Here is a 21,381-nt window from a genome sequence, read left to right as displayed (position 1 = left end):
TCGGCCCGCCGAACACTCGTTTCGTAGACAGCGGGCTTCGCAGACCTCGATGTCTTTCGTCAAGAGGAATCTGTTAACCAACCGAACGCCCAGCGCCCCCATCAGCTCCCAATCCTCAGCTCAAATGGCTTTCCAGCCCGTCGAAGAAAGCGCACTCGCCGGGGATCGAGAGCGTGGAGGCTTGGTCGCAATGGTCTGAATTGCTTTGCCAGTTCGAGCGGCCGCTTGCCCCGGGGCAAAAGCATGAACGGCTCGCGTTCGTCGGCCTATCCGTCTCGAACGAAAAACAGGACTGCTGCACAATCCAAAGTTGCAAGGTTCCGCTTCGCCCACGACAGGACCCGACATGATTCCGGAAACGATATTCGGAGAACTGGCCTCAGCCGTTATCCTGATCGGGGTTCTCTGCGAGAGCCCGCACGAGATCGATGATCCGGCGCCGGACCTTCGGATCGGGAATTTTCACGAATGCGCGATTGAGTTGCAGCCCTTCGGAACTTGACAGGAAATCGACGACGTAGTCGGGTCCGGACGAGTCTTCCATTCCCGTCGCGACGGAGCCCGACTTCGAACTGCCCGGCAGGTCTTCGAAGAAAAAGGACACCGGAACGCCCAGCACCTCCGAAATCCTCTGAAGCCGGCTCGCGCCGATCCGATTGGAACCCTTCTCGTATTTCTGTACCTGTTGGAACGTTATGCCGAGGCTTTCTCCGAGCTTCTCTTGGCTCATGCCCAGCATCGTCCGGCGCAGCCTGACGCGTGATCCTACATGCACATCAATTGGATTGGGTTTTTTCTTGTTCTCCATCATTGTCACGCGACCCAACTGGTGATCCTCTGAAGCCACTCAAGCATCATGCTTGAGCAGAATGATGGCCTTTCGGCGCCAACGGGATCATCTGATACGTTACATATCGTGCCTAGGCGTTGCGCGACTGTCGAGTCAATCGCTGCGGACGCTCATCGTTAATGCAGTTGCAGTTGCAACCGCGCATGTCACTGCAAAAGCACACCAAAAAAGCAAGTCAGGAAATTGTGCATAAAATGTCGCACCGATGGCCCTCGGTAGCGGCGACACAATCGCCCCGGTCGAACCGAGGGCCATCGCGTCAAGTGTTTGGCCATACGCATCATTAACGATCGAGATGCCGGTATTGGCGCTGCGCACCAACGGCAGCCCGACGGCAATTGCCGACAACTCGGCCTGGCGCAGATGTTGGAACGGCCCCGGCGTGTGGCCGTACCAGGCGTCGTTTGTCACGTTAACCATGAAGCCAATCGAATCGCTCTGGGCGACGAGTTTGACGAATTCGCTGGGAAAGATCGCCTCGTAGCAGACCAGAGGCAAAAAGCCGCGCTTGCCGTCGATCGACACGACGCCATGGGCGGCACCCGCGGTGAAGCCCCCGGCAACCATGGTCAGTTGCCGGAAGCCGAGGCTCTCCAGCACGGGCTGGAACGGCAGATATTCGCCGAAAGGCACCAGATGGACCTTGTCGCGGGCATCGATGATGGCGCCCTGATCGTCGATCAGGTAGACCGAGTTGTAGACTCGGGTCTGGGCGTCCGTGTCTTCTTCCAAACGCGCGGCGCCGGCGACCAGCAATTCGCCGGGCGCCAGCAGATCGCCGAGATCGGCGATCGCGTCCGGACGATGCGTCAGAATGAAGGGCAGCGCCGATTCCGGCCAGACGACCAGGGTGGTCGCGCCCTGCGGTGACGCGGCGGCGGCGGCGTCCTGCGAACCGGCCTGGCGTGTCACGTCGAGCAGCCGCGTCCAGATTCGCGCCACCTCGGCATCGTCCCACTTGTCGCTCTGCTCGATGCCCGGCTGCACCACGCGCAGCCGCACATCGTCGACGAAACCGGTCTCGGCCGTCGCCAGACGCCAGGCGCCGAAGCCGAGATGCGCCAGAGTCAGCACCACGGCAAGGCCGAGCGTGGCGGTCCGCCAACGCCCCCGCGGATCGGCGAGCAGCGCCGGCGCCGAAAAGACGAGGATCGCCACCAGGGTCAGGCCATGCAGGCCGACGACCGAGACGGACTGCATCATCAGCGGCACCGGCGCCGCCATCACGCCGATCTCGTTCCACGGAAAGCCGGTGAACAGGATGCCGCGCAGATATTCGAACAGGGCGAACGACGCCGCCAGGGCGAACAACCGCCCCGCCCCATCGCTCCACACCAGCTTCGCCAGAGCGGCCGCCAATCCGAAATAGATGGCCAGAATCGCCGGAAGGATCAGGACTGCCAGCGGGATCGCCCAGGCGAAGAGGGCCGCATCGACCATCATCGCAGCGCCCAGCCACCAGAGGCCGGCCACGAAATAGCCGAAACCGAACATCCAGCCGATCTGGAACGGAACGCTCAGCCGACGCAGAACGCCGCGCCCCGGATCGCCGACAGCGCCGTCGAGCAGCCAGACGAGCAGGGTGAAAGCGACGAAACCGAACAGCGGCACGTTGTAGGGCGGCAGAGCCAGGGTGCCGAGGGCCCCTGCGAGGATCGCCAGGAGCGCTCTTCGCCACCCCTCCGCCAGGATGACGCCGTCTGCCAGCCGAACGAACCAGGAGCGCTCGCCATAGGGCGAGCGGAGGGCCGAGGCGGGCGGCAGGACGGCGCGATCCTGTTCGGAGGGCCAACCGTTCAACGCATCTTCTCCATCGCCGCACCTCGCCGCATACCGCGGACATTCGAGCCCCGCCCGCCTGCATTGGCAGATGGGAAGGGCACTGCGCAAGCCTGACGGGCAAAGCGTCGAGGTCGCAGGATCAGAGGCTCACGACGCGTCGGCGAGCCCCTGGACGATGCGTCGGCGTCGATCCCCCTGGCGGAAGCGGACGATCCGCACGCGACGGACGCGGCGTGGATCGGCGTCGAGCACTTGGAATTCGAAGCCGGGAACGGCCTGGACCACCTCGCCACGGGTCGGCACGCGGCCAAGCTCCGAAAACAGGAGGCCGCCGACCGTGTCGGCCTCGTCCTCGTATTCGGAGATGTCGAAGTCGTCGCCGATCAGCTTCCGGACGTCGTCGAGGTCGGCGCGAGCGTCGGCATAGTAGATGCCATCGCCGCTCTGGGTGATCATCACCTCCTCGTCGTCGTGCTCGTCGCCGATGTCACCGACCACCATCTCGAGGATGTCCTCCAGCGAGACGAGGCCGTCGGTGCCGCCGTACTCGTCGATCACCAGCGCCATCTGCATATGGGTCGACTGCATCCGCGCCATCAGGTCGGAAGCGAGCATGGAGGGCGGCACGTAGAGCAGCTTGCGGATGATGCCGAGTTCGCCGACCGGCCGCGCCAGATTGATCTGGCGCAGGTCGAGCCCGGCTCGCGGGCGCCGGCCCTGCTGCTCGCCGGCCGGCTGCTTGGCGCGCCGCGCGGTGCGCGTGATGTGGGCGAGCACGTCGCGGATGTGGATCATGCCCCGCGGATCGTCGAGGCTTTCTCCGTAGACCGGCATGCGGGAGCGGCCGTTCTTCTCGAACAGCTTCATCAGATCCCCGAGGGTGGTCGTGATCTCGACCGCCTCGATATCGGCCCGCGGCACCATCACGTCCTCGACGCGAAGTTCTCGCAGCCGCAGGATGTTGTTGAGCATCGCCCGTTCGCTGGGCGTAAAGGCGCCCTCATGGCCATGGGCGGACAGGGCGTCCTCCAGGTCCTGCCGCAGGAGGGAGGGAACCCGGGGCCGGAGCCGCGACAGCAGGCCTTTGAACAGACCGCCCTCCGGGCGGCCTTCGTCGCGCGGCTGCGGACTTCGATCGAGCGCCGCGTCACCGTCTTTCATGGATGCCGGTTCGGACGGGCTCGCCGGCGCATCCGCACCCCAATTGCCTGCCGCCTTCATCATCGTTGAATCGTTCATCTCAAGTCTCTTCAGCAAGGTCGAGCGAAATGCAGCCGCACCCTCGCCCCGTCACCCCCTTGCGCCCAGCCGCCCCGAAAGACGCGCCTTTTCGGTCCCGACACTACCGGCTCGCCTCCATCGATGGCGACGCCTCTTCCGATACCCCATAAGGATCGGCAATCCCCAGATCGGCCAGGATCGTCACCTCGAGCCGCTCCATCGTCTCGGCATCGGTCTCCTCGAGGTGATCATATCCGAGGCAATGCAGAAAGCCATGAACAATCAGATGGGCGAAATGCTCTCGCGGCAGCTTGCCTTCGGCCGCCGCCTCGGCGAGCACGGTTTCGCGCGCCACCACGATATCGCCGACCAACGGACCCGGCATCTCACCGGGGCGGATATCGAAGGCCGGAAACGACAGCACGTTCGTCGGGCGATCCTTGTCGCGCCACTGCCGATTCAGCTCGTGCACGGCGGCGTCGCCGGTGAGAACGACCGACAGCTCGGTCTCGATGGCCCCGAGCAGGACCGCGCGCTCGGCAGCGGCGGCCACCGCACGCTCGACGAGACGACGAAGGTCGCCCCACAGCGCGTCGTCCCAACCATCGTCCTCGATCGCGAGAGCCAGTTCGATGCCCCGGCCCCGGGACAGAGTTGCTGCGTCTTCGCTCACAACCCGCCCTCGGGAATGTCGGAGGCCCGGCGGCGCGCGGAATCCGCCTCGTAGGCCTCGACGATCGCCGTCACCAGCGGGTGGCGCACGACATCCTTGGCCTCGAAGCGAACGGTGACGATGTTGCCGACGCCCGACAGCACCCGCAACGCCTCGATCAGACCGGACTTCTGGCCCGACGGCAGATCGACCTGGCTCGGATCGCCGGTCACCACCATGCGGGCGTTCTCGCCGAGTCGGGTCAGGAACATCTTCATCTGCATGGTGGTGGTGTTCTGGGCCTCGTCGAGGATGACGGCGGCATTGGCGAGCGTGCGGCCACGCATGAAGGCGAGCGGCGCGATCTCGATGGCGCCCGCCGCCAGGGCGCGCTCCACCTTCTCGGCCGGCATCATGTCGTACAGCGCGTCATAGAGCGGCCGGAGATAGGGATCGACCTTCTCCTTCATGTCGCCGGGCAGGAAGCCGAGGCGCTCGCCCGCTTCCACCGCCGGACGCGAAAGGATGATCCGGTCGACCTGGCCGCGTTCGAGCAGCATCGCCGCATGGGCGACCGCCAGATAGGTTTTGCCGGTACCGGCCGGACCGACGCCGAACACCAGCTCCGCCCGTTCCATGGCCCGCATATAGGCGTCCTGGGTGGGCGTGCGGGCGTGGATCGTCTTCTTGCGCGTGGTGATCTGGGCAAGCGACATGCGTCCCTTGCGCTCCAGCGTCGGCAGGACGAGCTGATCGTCCTGGGCGATCGCCATGCGAATCGCCCCTTCCACGTCCGAGGCGTGGAGCTCATGGCCCGCCTGAAGCCGTTCATAGAGATAATCGAGAGCACGGCGGGCCTGCTCGCAGGCGGTGGCGTCGCCGCGGATATCCACCTGATTGCCGCGCGCCCGCGCGTCGAGCCCGAGCTTCTGTTCGATCAGCGCGAGGTGCTCGTCGAACTGGCCGAACAGCGATCCGGCCAGCCGGTTGTCCTCAAAGGTCAGCACGATGTGGGCCATGTCGGATGCACCCGGCGCGGGCGCGACGCCACGTGCCATGGTCATGCGGTTCTCCGTTCGGCCGGACGGGCTTCAGACGGGGGCTCGGCACCCTCCGCCATCAGCGAGTTGGGCAGTGCGGCGGCAACGCGCACGCGCGCAAAATCGCCGATCTCGCCCGCATCGGCGGCGAGCACCACCGGTTGCAGGAAGGGCGAGCGCCCCACCCGCTGATGCGGATAGCGGCCCGGCTTTTCGACGAGCACGTCCATCTCCCTGCCGACCAGGCTTTCGGCGAAAGCCACCTGCTGGTCGCGCAACGCTGCCTGCAGACGCTCCAACCGTTCGCTCTTGGCCATCTCGTCGACCTGATCGTCCATCCCGGCGCCGGGCGTGCCGGGCCGCGGCGAGTATTTGAACGAGAAGGCGGAGGCATAGCCGACCTCTGCGACGAGGCGCATCGTGTCCTCGAAATCCGTTTCGGTCTCCCCGGGGAAGCCGACGATAAAATCGCCCGAGAGCGCGATATCGGGCCGCGCGTCGCGGATGCGCTCGATCAGCGCCAGATAGTCGGCTGCCGTATGACGTCGATTCATGGCCTTGAGAATCCGATCCGAACCCGCCTGCACCGGCAGATGGAGATACGGCATCAAAATGTCGAGATCACGATGGGCGGCGATCAGCGCATCATCCATGTCGCGCGGATGCGAGGTGGTGTAGCGCAGCCGCTTCAGGCCCTCGACCTCGGCCAGACGATGCAGGAGACCGCCGAGCCCGATCGGCCGGCCGGCCTCGTCCTCACCGCTCCAGGCGTTGACGTTCTGGCCGAGCAGGGTGACCTCGCGCACGCCCGCTTGCGCCAGCCGGCGCGCCTCCTCCAGAATCTGGACGAGCGGCCGGGACACCTCGGCGCCCCGCGTATAGGGAACCACGCAGAAGGTGCAGAACTTGTCGCAGCCCTCCTGCACGGTCAGGAAGGCGGTGACGCCGCGCGCGCGAATCTGCCGTGCCTCCGTGGGCGGCAGATGCTCGAACTTGTCTTCGACCGCATAGTCGGTCTCGACCACGGTCTCACCATTGGCGACACGGGCGAGCGCCTGCGGCAGGCGATGATAGGTTTGCGGTCCGATGACCAGGTCGACCACGGGCGCGCGGGCGACGATCTCCTGGCCCTCGGCCTGGGCGACGCAGCCGGCCACGCCGACGTGCAGCGTGCGGCCCTTGGCGGCCTGTTCCATCTTCAGACGCCGGATCCGGCCCAGTTCCGAATAGACCTTCTCGGCCGCTTTCTCGCGGATATGGCAGGTGTTGAGAAGGACGAGGTCGGCATCCTCGATGTCGTCCGTCGGCTCGTAGCCGTCGCGCGCCAGGGCATCGCCCATGCGCTGCGAATCATAGATGTTCATCTGACATCCATAGGTCTTGATGAACACCCGCCGGACATTGGTGCCGCCGGCCGGGGCCTGGCTCGCTCTGTCGTCTCTTTCCGTCATGCGCCCTTCTACGACCTATGAGGAGCTGGCTCGTCCTGGAGCATCTCGCGGCCCATCGAAATCATTATATCGGCCCGCTCGCTCTCGGACGCAAGCGCACCGGCGTTCGCCGTCTCGGCGGGCCGGATCGTGCCCGGGCCGCGCCCCTGCAAGGCCGTGCTCAGGAGCCGCGCCACCGCGCTCTCGGCCTGGCGCGCCACGCGCTTGCGGTCGCTGTCCGCAGTAAAGCGCAACGGCTCGCCGAAGACCACCTCGACGTCCACCGCGCCTTCCTTGAGAAAAGCAAGAAGATGTGGACCCAGCGTGACATCGCCCGGCCAGGCGACGAGCGGCCGGCCGAAGCGCCCGAGCGGCAGCCCGTTGGCCTTCGTATAGGCGACCGCCACCGGCTGGATCATCATGTCCTCGGCACCCGACGCCGTCAGCGCCGCCTGCGCCGCCCCGAAAAGCGCCGTCTTGAAGGGCAGCACCTCGTTGCCGTCGGAGGTCGTGCCCTCAGCAAAGAGCACGATCGCCTCGCCACCGTTCAGACGCTCGGCAATGGCCTGCGTCTGCCGTGCGACGGCGCGCCGCTCCGCCCGCTCCACGAAGACGGTCCGCTGAAGCTTCGCCAGCAGGCCGAAGGCCGGCCAGTCCCGCACCTCGGCCTTGGCGATGAACGACAATTCCGTCACCCAGCCAAGCGCCAGGATATCGGCCCAGGACTGATGGTTGGAAACCAGCAGCAACGGCCGCCGCTCCGACGGCGCCCCTTGGACGTGGACCCGCAGCCCGATCAACGGACAGGCGACGCGGTGCCAGACGAACGGCAGGCGCCGTGCCAGCCGCCACCCGCGCCGCGCCGCCAGGAGCTGCAGCGGCGCCAGCACCAACGTCATCACGCTGAGCACCACCACGATGAGGGCAATGCGGATCCAGGCGATCATGCCACGTCCATCGTCCGCACGAAGATCGTTGCCGAAAGAGTCAAATCGGCCGTCCGCCTAGCGGAGATCGCGCCTGAGCACAAGCGCGTTGCTTCGGTGGCCGGCGGCGTCGAGATAATAGGCCGGGCGTCGGCCGGCCTCCTCGAAGCGCAGCCGGCGATAGAGCGCACGGGCCGACTGATTGCCCTCATCGACCTCGAGAAACAGCCGCCGCACGCGCTCGGCGTAAAGGCGCTGCAAGGCATTGTCCATCAACAGGCGGCCGATCCCCTGGCGCCGCGCGGCACGGTCGACGGCGATCGTCAGGATCTCGGCCTCGTCAGCCGCCGCACGTACCAGCACGAAGCCGACCGCGCTGGTCGCCGGCTGGCCGATCTTGCGCGCCACGAAGCCGAACGTGCCCCGATGTGCCAGAAGCGCCGTCAGCTCGTCAGCCGACCAGGCGTGATCGAAGGCGCGTGAGTGCAGCTCGGCGGCTGCCTCCACATCGCCCCGTTCCACCTCCGTGACGATGATGTCGGCACTCGACACCATGCTGCCCCACAGAGAAACGGTCCAGACCCACGGCCAGTACCAGTACATCGCGAAGATTCCCCCTCCTCGCCCATCATGAGGATGGACCTTGCGCAAAGCAGGTCCGTCCGAGGCGGTCAGCCCCGGACTTCACGATATATAACCGATATAGGGATCGGCGTGAGTTGCAAGTTTCCTTGAGGACGGCCGCCGACTGACGTCCAACGGCGTTTGCGATCCGTTTCGAGCCGAATCACAATTCACCCGATCTAAGGCACAGCGACCTCATGCTCCGCCCGAGCGATCGCGGCGTTGGCCTGCGCCTTGGCGTCGGGCCCCCGCAAATAGAGCGGCACGGGGGCATGTCCGGCCGGACGGGCGGCGCCGAGTCGGGCCACGACGGCGATATCGCAGGTCACATCTTCGCGAACGGTGCCGATCCGGGCCCGGTCCAGAATGGCAGCGGCAATGGTGGCACCGGTGCCGACCAGCGTCATCGGGCCTTGAAGGCCGAGCGCCCCGATCCGCCCGGCGAGATCCTCCGGCGCGACAGCCGCCGGCTCCAGCAAGCAGGCCCCGGTCGCGCCGTAGAGCGCGGCATAGAGTTCGCCGCGCTTGGCGTCGATCACCGCGAGCACCGGATCGCCCCGATCGAGATGCGGTTCGGCCAGGGCCTCTAGAGTCGAGACGCCGACCGCCGGCACGCCCCGAGCCAGCGCCAGGCCGCGCGCGGCGGCCACGCCCACCCGAAGCCCGGTGAACGAGCCGGGGCCTACCGTCACGGCGATCTTGCCGATGTCGGCAAATTCGGCGGACGCCTCGGCCAGCACGGACGAGAGGATGTCCATCAGACGCTCGGCATGACCACGGCCGATCTCGGGATCGGCACGCGCAAGCACCACTCCGTCGGACGGATCGTAGACACAGGCCGCGCAACGCGCAGCCGCCGTGTCGATGGCCAGAACGAGACCGGACACGCCTGAATGGGACGTCGGCAGCGGTTCAGACCGGCTCCACCTGCTGGACTTCGGGAATGAAGTGCCGCAGGAGGTTCTGGATGCCGTGCTGAAGCGTCGCGGTCGAGGACGGGCAGCCGGCACAGGCGCCGCGCATGTTGAGATAGACGGTGCCATTGCGATAGCCGCGGAAGGTGATGTCGCCGCCATCCTGGGCGACGGCCGGACGCACCCGCGTCTCCAGAAGCTCCTTGATGGTGTCCACCGTGTCCTTGTCGGCCTCGTCGAAGAACTCATCGCCGTCCGCGGCACCGGCGTCGGCCGAGACCACCATCACCGGCTGGCCCGACATGAAATGCTCCATGATGCTGGCGAGGATCGCCGGCTTCAGGTGCTGCCAGTCGGTGGAATCCTTGGCGACGGTGACGAAGTCGTAGCCGAAGAAGATCCCGGTGACGCCCGGAATGCCCATCAGGCGCGCGGCCAGGGGCGAGCGCGCCTCGGCGTCCTCGAACGACAGGAACTCTTCGGTGCCGGACTGAAGGACCACCCGCCCCGGCAGGAACTTCATGGTCGCCGGATTCGGCGTGGCTTCGGTCTGTATGAACATGGCGCTTCTTCCAAAACGCAATCGGAGCCGTCGGCGATCGACCGCTCTATCATCTTGTTTTTGTGCATGATTAGGAGACGGTACGCAACCCGCCGCCCATCATGCTCGAATGGCTTACGGTCTCTACAGAGCTAAGACCCCGGCGCCGCTGCCGCAAGAGAAGCGCCCACCGAGCCTCGACGAACCGCATCATCCGAAACCTCGGCAATCGCGCCCATATCACGTCAGGCAGGCGATGTCCTCGTCGGAGAGTGTCGCAGGCACGATGGTCACGGGGATCGGAAAGGCCGCCCCGCGTCCGGCGACGGAGGAGACCAGAGGACCCGGTCCTTCGGAGGATTCGCCGGCCGCCAGCACGAGGATCGCGATTTCGCGATCGGCCTCGATCAGCCCATGGATTTCCTCGGCGATCTTGCCTTCGCGCACCACCACTTCCGGGTCGATGCCGATCGCGGCACGCAGATCCTCGGCAATCTTGGCGAGCCGGCTTTCGGCCTCCTCGGTCGCCTCGGCCCGCATGATCTTCTCGACCCCCAGCCAATGCTGAAAATCGCCGGGCTGAATGACATAAAGCAGGACCACCGCTCCGGCACTCGATTTGGCACGCCGGGCCGCATAGGCCGCAGCGCGCGTGCACTCCGGAGTTTCGTCGATGATGGCAAGGAACTTTCGCTTGCCGCCGGCTTCCCGGCTGATTCGCTTCGAAACCATGATCGTCAGTAAATGGCAGGTCGCGGCGGCGGCGACAAGTCACCTTGCCATCCGCCGCCGCGCAAAGACCATTCAGCCGAGAAGGCCGACGATCCGCTTCACGTCCGCCATGGTTCTTTCCGCGATCACGGTGGCGCGCTCGGCGCCGTCGGCCAGGACCCGGTCGATCTCGGCGGGATCGGCCAGGATGCGGCGCATCTCGGTCGCGATGGGCGCGAGCTTGTCCACCGCCAGATCGGCCAGCGCCGGCTTGAAGTCGGAGAACTGCCGGCCGCCATAGTCGGCCAGGACCTGCGCCTTGCTGGTCTCGGCCAGCCCGGCGAAGATGCCGACCAGATTGTCCGCCTCGGGCCGCCCGGCGAGCCCCTCGACGGCGCTCGGCAGCGCTTCCGGATCGGTCTTGGCCTTGCGGATCTTGCGCGAGATCTGATCGGGATCGTCCGTCAGATTGATCCGCGATAGATCCGAGGGATCGGACTTCGACATCTTCTTCGACCCGTCACGCAGGCTCATGACTCGCGTCGCCGGCCCCTCGATCAGAGGTTCGGTAAGCGGGAAATAGCCTTCGACCTGCTCCTCGCCCACCGTCATCGGCATGCCGAGGCCGAGCGAGGCGATGCGCTGCGAATAGTCGTTGTTGAACTTCTGCGCGATGTCGCGGGTCAACTCCAGATGCTGCTTCTGATCCTCGCCCACCGGCACGTGGGTCGCCCGGTAGAGCAGGATGTCGGCCGCCATCAGGTCGGGATAGGCGAACAGGCCCACCGAGGCGTTCTCGCGGTCCTTGCCGGCCTTGTCCTTGAACTGCGTCATGCGGTTGAGCCAGCCCATCCGTGCGATGCAGTTGAACACCCAGGCGAGCTCGGCGTGCTGATGAACGCGGCTCTGGTTGAAGATGATCTGCGTCTTCGGGTCGATGCCGGCCGCGAGCAGCGCGGCGGTCAGTTCGCGCGTCGAGCGCTCCAGGTCCTCCGGCTCCTGCCATAGCGTGATCGCGTGGAGATCCACGGCGCAATAGAGGCAGGGATAGGTGTTCTGCAGCGCCACCCACCGCTTGATCGCGCCGAGATAGTTGCCGAGGTGCAGATTGCCCGTCGGCTGGACACCGGAAAAGATGCGCGGCTCGAAGTCGGTCATGGGATTGAAAGCTCCATCGTCCCGTCGGCCATGGCGGCCGCGGAATTTGCCGGCGCGTTATGGCCGGGAAGTCTTTCGCGATCAAGCGGCGTGTCGTCGCCTATCGAGGCTCGATCAGGTCCCAGAAATTGCCGTAGAGGTCGCGGAAGACGGCAACCGTTCCGTAGCTCTCGTGCCGCGGTTTCTCGTAGAATTCGACGTCCTGGGCGAGCATGGCGCGATGGTCGCGCTCGAAATCGTCGGTGTGGAGAAACAGGAAGACGCGGCCCGCCGCCTGATCGCCCACCCGGCCAAGTTGTTCCGGCCCCACCGCGCGCGCCAGCAGAAGTCCGGTGTCGCAGCCCGGGGCGGCGATCACCACCCAGCGCTTGCCGTCGCCGAGATCGCCGTCCTCGACCAGACGAAAGCCGAGCCGGCTCTGGAACCAGGCGATCGCCTCGTCATAGTCGCGCACCAGTAGAGTGACGAGCGCCAGACGGCGCCGGGGTTCGCTGCTCATTCGGCTTTCCTTCTGCGGCGCAGGGTCTGAAGAAACAGCCGCCGATCGGCGGCGCCGGTGGCGAGCGCCAGCGCGAAATAGAGCGTCATCGCCGCGGCCACCAGAATGGCGATGGCAAGAGCCTGCGTGGCGACCGTCGCACCGGGAGCGAGCCAGCCGTCGAATTCGGCCATCAGGACGACCAGGGCGGCTCCCATCACGGCGGAGCACAGCACGACCAGGGCCGAGCGCTTGACCAGCGCCCGATCCACCTCCCAGAGGCCGCGCCGGCGCAGCCCCTCGAACAGAAGCACCGCGTTCATCCAGCCGGCGAGCGTGGTGGCCAGCGCGATGCCGCGCTCCGCCATGACGAAGAACAGCCCGAGCGACAGGATGATGTTGGCGACCGCCGAAAGGCCGGTGACGATCATCGGCGTCTTGGTGTCCTCACGCGCGAAATAGCCGGGGGAGAACACCTTGATCATCACAAAGGCGGGCAATCCCAGCGCATAGAGGCCGAGCACGTCGGCCACCGCCTTGGTGTTGTGCGGATCGAAGGCACCGCGCTCGTAGAGCAGGCGGATGATCGGCTCGGGCATGATGAACAGCGCCACCGCCGCGGGGATCGTCAGGAACAGCGCGAATTCGAGACTGCGGTTTTGCGTATGCTGCGCCTCGCGCAGATATCCCGCCTTCAGCGCCCGCGACAGTTCGGGCAGAAGCACCACGCCGATGGCCACGCCGACCATGCCGAGCGGCAGCTGGTAGGGCCGGTCGGCATATTGCAGGATCGAGACGGCGCCCGGCTTGAAGGAGGCGATCGCCTGGCCGACGAAAAGGTTGATCTGGGTGATGCCGCCGATCAGCGCGGCGGGCGCCGCGAGCACCAGAAGGCGCTTCAGCCCCGGCGTCCAGCGCGGCCGCTGGAGCGCCATGGAGAAACCGGCCATGCGCATGGCGACGGCGACCATCAGGAGTTGGCCGATGCCGGCGACGAGCACGCCCCAGCTCATATAAAGCCCGATGGTTTGCTTATCGGCGGCCACCTTCCAGCACCAAGCGAGTACGCCGATCAGCACGAAATTGAGAATGGTCGGCGCCACCGCGGCGGCAAAGAAACGCCGGAACGCGTTGAGGATCCCCGACATCATCGCCAGCAGCGACATGCAGGCGAGATAGGGAAACATGATGCGCGAAAACAGGACGGTGATCTCGTAACGCTCGGCGCAGGAAATCGCCTGGCCCAGCGAGGCGTCGTCGACGCAGGCCGACAATCCCGGCGCGATGATGGTCTTGACCAGGCTCGGCATGAAGACGATGGCGACCACCGTCAGCCCCGCCAGGACGGTAAAGAGCGTCGAGAAGATCTCGGTGGCGAAGCGCCGCGCGCCGGCTTCGCCCTCCTCCTCGAGCGAGCGGGAGAACAGGGGGATGAAGGCCGCGTTGAAGGCGCCTTCGGCAAACAGCCGGCGGAACAGGTTGGGGAAGCGGAAGGCCAGGTTGAAGGCGTCGGCCACCGGCCCGACGCCGAGCGCGGCCGCCATCAGCATCTCGCGGCCGAAACCGAAGACACGCGAAAACAACGTCGCGCCGCCGACGGTGGCGAATTTTCCGATCAGGCTCATCGAGTGGCGATACCGAACGCCCGCGTTGCCGGCATCGCACCGCCGCCCGAGACCTCGTCCTCGGGACTCTCGAAGACCGAAATGAGGCGGCGTTCGATCCGCTCGGCCCGGCTTTGACTGGTGATCTTGGTGCCCACGAGATCCGTCACATAGAACACGTCGACGACTTTCTCGCCATATGTCGTGATATGGGCGGAGCGAATGTCGAGATTGAGATCGGCAATGGCGCCCGTCAGGTCGGCCAGCAGACCCGGACGATCGAGGCCCTCGACCTCCACGACCGTGAACTTGTTCGACAGGGCGTTGTCGACGGCGACCTGCGGCTTGACCGGAAACAGCTTTTCGGCGCGTCGCGTATGCCGGCGGCGCGCCAGAAGGTTCGGCATCGCCTCGCGGCCCAGAAGCAGGGTTTCGATGTTGCGGCAGATGCGCTGCGCCCGGCGCTGTTCGTCCGCATCCTCGGGAAATTCGCGGTTGACGGTGATGATGTCGAGAGCGCGGCCATCGGTGGTGGTGAAGATCTGAGCGCCGGCGATGTTGGCGCCGGCCGCCGCGCAGCCGGCCGCGATCTGCGACAACAGGCGCGGATGATCGCTTGCGATGACCGTGATCTCGGTGATCGCTTTGAACGCATCCATGCGAACCGCGGTGGCCAGCGCCAATCCCGCGATGTTGACCTCACGCATGAATTCGGCGTGGCGGGTCTGTGTTTCCAGCGGCACTGTCAGGAAATAGTTCGGGTAGTGCAGATCGATACAGGCTTGGCGCTCGGCTTCCGGCCAGGCTTCCAGCGCCTCTGCCAGCCGGTCCTTGGCGCTGCGGACGCGGTCCTCGCGCGAGGCCTGGGAAAAGCCGCCGGTCAACAGCGGCTCAGTATCCCAATAGAGGGTGCGAATGAGCTGGCCCTTCCAGCCGTTCCACACGCCCGGCCCGACCGCCCGGATGTCGCAGACGGTCAGCACCAGAAGCAGCTTCAGCCGCTCGAGCGTCTGCACCCGATCGGCGAAGTCGTAGATCGTCTTGCGGTCGTTGAGATCGCGCTGCTGCGCCGTCATCGACATGACGAGGTGATCGTGAATGAGCCAGGACACCAGCTCGGTCTCGCGCTCGTCGAGGCCGAGCCGCGGGCACAGCGTGCGGGCGATCTCGGCGCCGGCCACCGAATGGTCTTCCGGGCGACCCTTGGCGATGTCGTGCAGCAGAAGCGCCACGTAGAGCGGCACCCGATCCTTGGTGTGCTTGACGATCTCGGTGGCGACCGGGTGCTGATCGCCCAGGAGGCCCCGCTCGATGCGCGACAGGGTCGAGATCGAGCGCAGCAGGTGCTCGTCCACCGTGAAGTGGTGGTACATGTTGAACTGCATCAGCGCCACGATGCGCCCGAACTCGGGGATGAAGCGGCCGAGGACGCCGGCTTCGTTCATGCGCCTGAGATGCAGCTCCGGGTCGCTTCTATCGGTCAGGACATCGAGAAACAGGCTGTTGGCTTCACGGTTGTTGCGCAGATCCTTGTCGACGAGGCGCAACGAGCGGCGGATCAGCTTGAGCGCATCCGGATGGTATTCGAGCTCCAGCGAGGCGGCGAGCTTGAAGACGCGGATCAGGTTGACCGGGTCCTTCTGAAAGACGTCCGTCCCGCTGACGTTGATCCGGTTGTTGTCGATGTGGAAGTCGACGGTGCCCGGAATCTTGCGGGCGCGAGTCCTCAGATTGCGCACCAGTCCTCGAAAGCCCGGGGCCTCCTTGGCCTGCTCCTCCTCCAGCGCCGCGCACAGGATGCGCGTCAGATCGCCAACGTCCTTGGCGATCAGGAAGTAGTGCTTCATGAAGCGCTCGACGTCCTTCAGCCCCGGATGGGTGTTGTAGCCGAGACGCTTGGCGATCTCCGGCTGCAGATCGAAGGAGAGCCGCTCCTCCGCCTTGCCGGTGAAGAAATGGATGTGGCAGCGCACGGCCCAGAGGAAATTTTCCGCCTTGCGGAACACCTGGGCCTCGCGGCGCGACAGGACGCCAAGCCGCACCAGCTCGTCGTTGGAGGAGACGCCGTAATAGTATTTGGCGATCCAGAACAGCGTCTGGAGATCGCGCAGGCCGCCCTTGCCCTCCTTCACGTTCGGCTCGACCAGATAGCGGGTGTCGCCAGTCTTGGCGTGGCGCTGGTCGCGCTCGGCCAGCTTGGCCGCGACGAATTCCGGCCCGGTGCCGGCCATGACCTCGTGACGGAACCGCCCGTCCAGCTCGTTCTCCAGCGCTTCGTCGCCGGCGACACGCCTCCGCTCCAGGATCGAGGTCCGGATCGTCATGTCGCTGCGCGACAGCCGCACGCACTCCTGCACGGTGCGGGTGGCATGGCCGACTTTGAAGCCCAGATCCCACAGCATATAAAGCAGGTATTCGGCGATCTGTTCGCCATGCGCCGTCTGCTTGTAGGGAAGCAGGAACAACAGGTCGATGTCGGAGCCCGGCGCCAGCGTACCGCGGCCATAGCCGCCGACCGCCATCACGGTCATCCGCTCGCCGGACGACAGATTGGCCGAGCCCACGACGTGGGTCAGCGCATAGTCATGGATCGCCCGGATCAGCTCGTCCTGCAGCGCGGCCAGGCGCCCGGCGCAGAGATAGCCGCTGCCGTCCTCGAACAGCATCTCCTCGATGCGCCGCCGCCCTTCGACACAGGCCGACCGCAGACGTGAGAGAACCTGGGAGCGGGCCTGCAGCGAACCGGGACCGGCAGCCTCCCCGGCGGCGATCAACTCGAGATCGCGCGCCAGGGCCTCTCCGTCGACGATTTCGTCCAACCTCAGCTTGGAGCCGGCATCCGTTGGCCGATCGGGCTCTATCCGCTTGGTTGAACTGGACATGGGCATGGATCCTGGAACTGCATCGGCCCCAGGCTATAGCGCGTTTTCCTTAAGCGGGCGAGAATGACCGAGGCGCTGAGCGATGCCGTCCCGGCCGACCGGCCGCGACGGAGCATCAGGCCCCGACGATCTTTCCGCCATTGGGATGCAGCACCTGCCCGGTGAAATAGGACGAGTCCTCGCAGGCCAGAAAGAGCAGCGACGGCGCCACTTCGTTGGGCTGACCCGGCCGGCCCATGGGCGAGGATTCGCCGAACCCCTCGACCTTGTCGGCGGGAAACGACATCGGGATGAAGGGCGTCCAGATCGGCCCCGGCGCGACGCCGTTCACCCGGATGCCTTTCTCGACGAGGTTGGTCGCCATCGACCGGGTGAAGGCGGTGATCGCGCCCTTAGTCGACGAATAGTCGATCAGCGCCGGATTGCCCTTGTAGCTGTTGACCGAGGTCACGTTGACGATGGCCGAGCCTTCCTTGAGATGATCGAGCGCCGCCTGGGTCATGTAGAAATAGGCGAAGATGTTGGTTTCGAAGGTCTTCCTGAGCTGCTCCTCGGAAATGGCGCGGATGTCCTCGTCCTCTTCCTGATGGGCGGCATTGTTGACCAGGATATCGAGCTTGCCGAACTCCTTCACGGTGCGCTCGACCGCCTGGGTGCAGAACGCCTTTTCGCGGACGTCGCCGCGGATCAGGAGCGCGGCGGAGCCTTCCTTTTCCACCGCGGCCTTGGTCTCCTCGGCATCCTTGTCCTCGTCGAGATAGACGATCGCGACCTTCGCGCCCTCGCGGGCATAAAGTACGGCGGTGGCGCGTCCGATGCCGCTGTCGCCACCGGTGATGATCGCGACCTTGTCCCTCAGCCGGCCGGACCCCGGATAGCGCGGCTCGTATTCGGGCCGCGGCGTCATCTCCGCCTCCACTCCCGGTTCCCGATCCTGGTGCTGCGGCGGAACGTGCTCGACGGACATGTCTCACTCCTTGCAAGTCGTGGCGGCTTCGCGGTCGCCGCGAAGCCAACTTGGTCGGATAAGGCAGAGCACCGGCAGCCGTTCCGGAATCAGGGCGCGACCAAACAAATAGCCGCTGGCGAACAGGCGGCCGGGCGCGGAGCGGGAGAAGATTTGCCAAACGTTGCCGCGAGTGCGGCTCAGGCCCCGGACGCGAGCGCTTTCAGCCGGTAGAGCGCATCGAGCGCTTCGCGCGGCGTCATCTCGTCCGGGCTGATGTCCGTCAGCGCCTCCAGCGCCGGCGAGGACGGCGGCACGGCTGGAACCGGCTTGCGCTCCTCGGTCTGGCGCAGGACGGCGGCAAACAGCGGCAGGTCGTCGACGAAGGCGGTGCGCCGCTCGCCCATCGCCCCTTTCTCCAATTCGGAGAGGACATGGCGCGCGCGCTCGATCACCGCCGGCGGCAGGCCCGCGAGCTTGGCCACCTGGATGCCGTAGGAGCGGTCGGCGACGCCGGGCTTCACCTCGTGCAGGAAGACGACCTCGCCCTCCCACTCCTTGACCCGCATGGTCGCGTTCTTCATCCGGCCGAGCTTGGCGGCGAGCGCCGTCATCTCGTGGAAATGCGTGGCGAAGAGCGACCGGCAGCGATTGACCTCGTGCAGGTGCTCCACCGCCGCGAAGGCGATCGACAGGCCGTCATAGGTCGCGGTGCCTCGGCCGATCTCGTCGAGGATGACGAGCGCCCGGGCGCCCGCCTGATTGAGGATCGCCGCCGTCTCCACCATCTCGACCATGAAGGTCGAGCGACCCTCGGCCAGATCGTCCGAGGCGCCGACGCGCGAGAACAGGCGGTCGACCACACCGAGATGAGCGCGCGCCGCGGGCACATAGGCGCCCATCTGGGCGAGCACGGCGATCAGCGCGTTCTGGCGCAGGAACGTCGACTTGCCGCCCATGTTCGGCCCGGTGAGCAGCCAGATCGCGCCCGCCTCTTCCTCCTTCGGCGGCGACAGATCGCAATTGTTGGCGACGAAGGGCGTGCCGCTGGCCTTGAGGGCCGCCTCGACGACCGGATGGCGGCCGGATTCGATGGCAAAGGTCAGGCTGTCGTCGACCTCGGGCCGCGACCAATCCTCGGCACTGGCGAGATCGGCAAGCGCCGCCGAGACGTCGAGCACCGCGAAGGCGGCGGCTCCCGCCTTGAGCGCCTCGCCGGCGGCGACCACGTCCGCCGCCAAGCTGTCGAAGGCGGCCAGTTCGAGCCGCAGCGCCTCGGCCGCAGCGCCGGAAATGCGCGCCTCGATGTCGGAGAGCTCGACGGTGGAAAACCGCATGCAGTTCGCCAGCGTCTGGCGATGGATGAAGGTGGCGCGCGCCGCCTCGCTGCCGGTGAGCGCGCCGGCCTGCGCCTCCGGCACCTCGATGAAATAGCCGAGCACGTTGTTGTGCTTGATCTTCAGCGACCGAACACCGGTCTCCTGGGCATAGCGCCCCTGCATCTCGGCGATCACCCGGCGCGAGCGGTCGCGCAAGGCGCGGGCCTCGTCGAGCTCGGGCAATGCGCCCTCGCGCACGAAGCCGCCATCGCGCTTGATAAGCGGGACGTCGTCGTCGAGCATCGCCTCCAGACGGGCGCCGAGGTCCGCCGGCAGGGACAGGATGCGCGACAGCGCCTCTTCCAGCTCGGGCGCGCCTTCGAGGTCGGTGGCGGCGAACAGCTGAACCGCCTCGGCGGCGCGCGCCAAGCCTTCACGCACGGCAAGGAGATCGCGCGGCCCGCCACGGTCGAGCGACAGGCGCGACAGGGAGCGTTCGACGTCCGGCAGACCGCGCAACAGCTCGCCCAGGGCGCGCCGTTCCTTGGCGTTGTCGAGAAAGAAACCGACCGACTGCTGGCGCCGCCGGATCGCCGCCGGCGCCGTCAGCGGCGCCGCGAGACGGGATGCCAAAAGCCGCGCGCCCGGCCCCGAGACGGTGCGGTCGATGACGGCAAGCAGGCTGCCCTGCCGCCGGCCCGAAATCGTGCGCGTCAGCTCCAGATTGGTCCGCGTCGCCGGATCGATCAGCATGACCTGGCCCTGATCGAGCCGCTCGGGCCGCGACAGAGGCGGCCGCGAGGCGAGCTGCGTCTTGCCGACATAGGCGATGAGACCGGCGGCGGCCGCAAGCTCGGCACGGGAAAAGTCGCCGAAGCCGGCAAGCGTCGCCACGCCGTAGAAGCGACAGAGACGCTCCTCGGCGGTGGCGCCGTCGAAGAGGACGGCGGGTTCCGGCCGCACCAGACGGCCAAGCCGGGTGAAGACGGGCTTCAGGCCCTCGTCGTGAAAGACCGAATCAGCGACGACGATCTCGCTCGGCTCGACAGCCAGAATGTCGGCGAGCAGCCGATCGGTTCGCGTCGCCTGGAGCTTGAACTCGCCGGTGGAAAGGTCGGTCCAGGCCAGCGCGAACTCGGCCGACGGATTCGATCCGCCGATCCGCGCGAGGCTCATCAGGAAGTTGGAGCGACCCGGCTCCAGCAGCGTTTCCTCCGTGATGGTACCCGGCGTCACCAGCCGCACGACGTCGCGGCGCACCACCGACTTTGAGCCGCGCTTTTTGGCCTCGGCAGGGTCCTCGGTCTGCTCGCAGACGGCCACCCGGTAGCCTTGCGCGATCAGCTTCTGCAGATAGTCGTCGGCGGCGTGGATCGGTACGCCCGCCATGGGAATGTCTTCGCCCAGATGCTTGCCGCGCTTGGTCAGCGTGATGCCGAGCGCTCGCGACGCCTCGGCCGCGTCGTCGAAGAACAGCTCGTAGAAATCGCCCATGCGATAAAACAGCAGGCAGTCGGGATTGGCCGCCTTGATCTCGATATATTGGGCCATCATCGGCGTCGCGGCGATGTCCTGGGCAGCCGTCATGAAGCGGGCAATCCATTCCTGGCAGGGCGTCTGGGGGGCGTCGGCACGGAAGCCGGCCTTTCCCCCCGGCTTATACCAAGCCGGAGCGGGCCGAAAGAAATCGCGCGCTCTGTCCAAAGCCTCTTTGCAACAAAAACGAAAATGCTGCGTCCGTTACAGGTCGAAGCCTTGCATGACGATGCGTCGTGCATCAGATTCTAGCGGCAACCAAACGGTGCCGCGGGATAGACTTTCGGCGCGACCAGGGAACGTCATGGGTTATCGGACTATTCTCATCATTGCCGGATTGGCGCTGTCCACCGTTTCGGCGCAGGCCCAGGACAACCAGCAGGCGAGCCAGGGGGCGTCCGGCAACGTCAACGTCTACAAATATGCCCTGGAGCACCCGATGCAGGACACCGACGTTTCGTTCCTGCCGATCCTGGGCGAATCCGTGCCTAAGCAGGTGCAGTTGGAGCAGCCTCAGGGCAACGAAACCTACGGCTATTTCTACTATGCCGGCCAGCCGGTCATCGTCGACCTGGCGACCCGCAGCGTGGTGCGGATCGACTAGAGCGGGATGGGATTAGGTTGGACCATATCCTGAGTTGACGAGGTAGTTGGCGCATTCGTCTGACGAGATCGAAGCGAGAATCTGCGCGATGGCGTCGGAGACGGCTTGGTAGGTCCGTTCTCCAGCCTTGCGCAGCAGATGCTTGAGTTTGGCAAAGAGCTGC

At 66.0% G+C, this 21,381-nt stretch carries 18 protein-coding genes and 1 pseudogene; 1 reads left to right on the top strand and 18 read right to left on the bottom strand.

Features of this window, described 5'->3' with window-relative positions:
* Positions 1-379: 379 nt before the first annotated feature.
* From SMD10_RS19320 to mutS, 17 genes are all read right to left on the bottom strand, one after another.
* Entirely contained in the window at positions 380-811 is a 432-nt protein-coding gene (locus tag SMD10_RS19320) for a helix-turn-helix domain-containing protein (protein ID WP_331687391.1), read from the bottom strand.
* Positions 812-943: 132 nt separating this feature from the next.
* Positions 944-2,650: an apolipoprotein N-acyltransferase gene (lnt, locus tag SMD10_RS19315; RefSeq protein WP_331687369.1), complete on the bottom strand. Its 1,707-nt coding sequence runs from the start codon at positions 2,648-2,650 to the stop codon at positions 944-946.
* Positions 2,651-2,779: 129 nt separating this feature from the next.
* Positions 2,780-3,871, bottom strand: coding sequence for a hemolysin family protein (locus SMD10_RS19310; protein WP_331687368.1), 1,092 nt, complete (start codon positions 3,869-3,871; stop codon positions 2,780-2,782).
* Positions 3,872-3,974: 103 nt separating this feature from the next.
* A complete protein-coding gene (gene ybeY, locus SMD10_RS19305; protein ID WP_331687367.1) occupies positions 3,975-4,526 on the bottom strand; it encodes an rRNA maturation RNase YbeY in 552 nt (183 codons plus the stop codon).
* A complete protein-coding gene (locus SMD10_RS19300) occupies positions 4,523-5,569 on the bottom strand; it encodes a PhoH family protein (protein WP_331687366.1) in 1,047 nt (348 codons plus the stop codon). The genes ybeY and SMD10_RS19300 overlap by 4 nt, the downstream gene beginning before the upstream one ends.
* Positions 5,566-6,996, bottom strand: a complete 1,431-nt coding sequence (gene miaB / locus SMD10_RS19295) for a tRNA (N6-isopentenyl adenosine(37)-C2)-methylthiotransferase MiaB (RefSeq protein WP_331687365.1) — start codon at positions 6,994-6,996, stop codon at positions 5,566-5,568. The genes SMD10_RS19300 and miaB overlap by 4 nt, the downstream gene beginning before the upstream one ends.
* An 8-nt stretch (positions 6,997-7,004) precedes the next feature.
* Positions 7,005-7,922, bottom strand: a complete 918-nt coding sequence (gene olsA, locus SMD10_RS19290) for a lyso-ornithine lipid O-acyltransferase (protein ID WP_331687364.1) — start codon at positions 7,920-7,922, stop codon at positions 7,005-7,007.
* A 57-nt stretch (positions 7,923-7,979) separates the two neighbouring features.
* On the bottom strand, positions 7,980-8,504 hold the full coding sequence (gene rimI, locus SMD10_RS19285; RefSeq protein ID WP_331687363.1) for a ribosomal protein S18-alanine N-acetyltransferase: 525 nt from the start codon (positions 8,502-8,504) through the stop codon (positions 7,980-7,982).
* Positions 8,505-8,704: 200 nt separating this feature from the next.
* On the bottom strand, positions 8,705-9,412 hold the full coding sequence (gene tsaB, locus SMD10_RS19280) for a tRNA (adenosine(37)-N6)-threonylcarbamoyltransferase complex dimerization subunit type 1 TsaB (protein WP_331687362.1): 708 nt from the start codon (positions 9,410-9,412) through the stop codon (positions 8,705-8,707).
* 25 nt (positions 9,413-9,437) lie between these two features.
* On the bottom strand, positions 9,438-10,001 hold the full coding sequence (locus SMD10_RS19275) for a NifU family protein (protein WP_331687361.1): 564 nt from the start codon (positions 9,999-10,001) through the stop codon (positions 9,438-9,440).
* A gap of 219 nt (positions 10,002-10,220) precedes the next feature.
* Positions 10,221-10,712 carry a universal stress protein gene (locus SMD10_RS19270; RefSeq protein ID WP_331687360.1) on the bottom strand — a complete coding sequence of 164 codons (492 nt, stop codon included), beginning with the start codon at positions 10,710-10,712 and terminating at the stop codon, positions 10,221-10,223.
* A 72-nt stretch (positions 10,713-10,784) separates the two neighbouring features.
* Complete coding sequence (trpS, locus tag SMD10_RS19265) at positions 10,785-11,849, bottom strand: tryptophan--tRNA ligase (protein ID WP_331687359.1); 1,065 nt, start codon at positions 11,847-11,849, stop codon at positions 10,785-10,787.
* A 100-nt stretch (positions 11,850-11,949) separates the two neighbouring features.
* Complete coding sequence (locus SMD10_RS19260; protein ID WP_331687358.1) at positions 11,950-12,348, bottom strand: VOC family protein; 399 nt, start codon at positions 12,346-12,348, stop codon at positions 11,950-11,952.
* Positions 12,345-13,952, bottom strand: coding sequence for a murein biosynthesis integral membrane protein MurJ (gene murJ / locus SMD10_RS19255; RefSeq protein ID WP_331687357.1), 1,608 nt, complete (start codon positions 13,950-13,952; stop codon positions 12,345-12,347). The genes SMD10_RS19260 and murJ overlap by 4 nt, the downstream gene beginning before the upstream one ends.
* Positions 13,949-16,813, bottom strand: coding sequence for a [protein-PII] uridylyltransferase (locus SMD10_RS19250; protein WP_331687356.1), 2,865 nt, complete (start codon positions 16,811-16,813; stop codon positions 13,949-13,951). Before SMD10_RS19250 ends, murJ begins: the two co-directional genes overlap by 4 nt.
* Positions 16,814-16,928: 115 nt before the next feature.
* Positions 16,929-17,780: an SDR family oxidoreductase gene (locus tag SMD10_RS19245; protein ID WP_331687355.1), complete on the bottom strand. Its 852-nt coding sequence runs from the start codon at positions 17,778-17,780 to the stop codon at positions 16,929-16,931.
* A gap of 179 nt (positions 17,781-17,959) precedes the next feature.
* Complete coding sequence (gene mutS / locus SMD10_RS19240) at positions 17,960-20,665, bottom strand: DNA mismatch repair protein MutS (RefSeq protein ID WP_331687354.1); 2,706 nt, start codon at positions 20,663-20,665, stop codon at positions 17,960-17,962.
* 253 nt (positions 20,666-20,918) lie between these two features.
* Between mutS and SMD10_RS19235 the strand changes: the two genes are divergently transcribed.
* On the top strand, positions 20,919-21,218 hold the full coding sequence (locus SMD10_RS19235; RefSeq protein WP_331687353.1) for a DUF1236 domain-containing protein: 300 nt from the start codon (positions 20,919-20,921) through the stop codon (positions 21,216-21,218).
* Between the two features lie 12 nt (positions 21,219-21,230).
* Here SMD10_RS19235 and SMD10_RS19230 read toward each other — a convergent pair.
* Positions 21,231-21,381, bottom strand: a pseudogene (locus SMD10_RS19230) (IS630 family transposase); the annotation flags it as partial.

Source organism: Consotaella aegiceratis (genome assembly GCF_036541425.1).
GTDB lineage: Bacteria > Pseudomonadota > Alphaproteobacteria > Rhizobiales > Rhizobiaceae > Consotaella > Consotaella aegiceratis.
This window is presented reverse-complemented; position numbering and strand designations above follow the sequence as displayed.

Excerpts from the sequence above, each read along its gene's own strand:
- SMD10_RS19320 (WP_331687391.1), bottom strand. The coding sequence starts at position 811 with ATGATGGAGAACAAGAAAAAACCCAATCCAATTGATGTGCATGTAGGA.
- SMD10_RS19310 (WP_331687368.1), bottom strand. The coding sequence starts at position 3,871 with ATGAACGATTCAACGATGATGAAGGCGGCAGGCAATTGGGGTGCGGAT.
- SMD10_RS19300 (WP_331687366.1), bottom strand. The coding sequence starts at position 5,569 with ATGACCATGGCACGTGGCGTCGCGCCCGCGCCGGGTGCATCCGACATG.
- miaB (WP_331687365.1), bottom strand. The coding sequence starts at position 6,996 with ATGACGGAAAGAGACGACAGAGCGAGCCAGGCCCCGGCCGGCGGCACC.
- olsA (WP_331687364.1), bottom strand. The coding sequence starts at position 7,922 with ATGATCGCCTGGATCCGCATTGCCCTCATCGTGGTGGTGCTCAGCGTG.
- rimI (WP_331687363.1), bottom strand. The coding sequence starts at position 8,504 with ATGTACTGGTACTGGCCGTGGGTCTGGACCGTTTCTCTGTGGGGCAGC.
- SMD10_RS19275 (WP_331687361.1), bottom strand. The coding sequence starts at position 10,001 with ATGTTCATACAGACCGAAGCCACGCCGAATCCGGCGACCATGAAGTTC.
- SMD10_RS19270 (WP_331687360.1), bottom strand. The coding sequence starts at position 10,712 with ATGGTTTCGAAGCGAATCAGCCGGGAAGCCGGCGGCAAGCGAAAGTTC.
- trpS (WP_331687359.1), bottom strand. The coding sequence starts at position 11,849 with ATGACCGACTTCGAGCCGCGCATCTTTTCCGGTGTCCAGCCGACGGGC.
- SMD10_RS19260 (WP_331687358.1), bottom strand. The coding sequence starts at position 12,348 with ATGAGCAGCGAACCCCGGCGCCGTCTGGCGCTCGTCACTCTACTGGTG.
- murJ (WP_331687357.1), bottom strand. The coding sequence starts at position 13,952 with ATGAGCCTGATCGGAAAATTCGCCACCGTCGGCGGCGCGACGTTGTTT.
- SMD10_RS19250 (WP_331687356.1), bottom strand. The coding sequence starts at position 16,813 with ATGTCCAGTTCAACCAAGCGGATAGAGCCCGATCGGCCAACGGATGCC.
- SMD10_RS19245 (WP_331687355.1), bottom strand. The coding sequence starts at position 17,780 with ATGTCCGTCGAGCACGTTCCGCCGCAGCACCAGGATCGGGAACCGGGA.
- mutS (WP_331687354.1), bottom strand. The coding sequence starts at position 20,665 with ATGACGGCTGCCCAGGACATCGCCGCGACGCCGATGATGGCCCAATAT.
- SMD10_RS19235 (WP_331687353.1), top strand. The coding sequence starts at position 20,919 with ATGGGTTATCGGACTATTCTCATCATTGCCGGATTGGCGCTGTCCACC.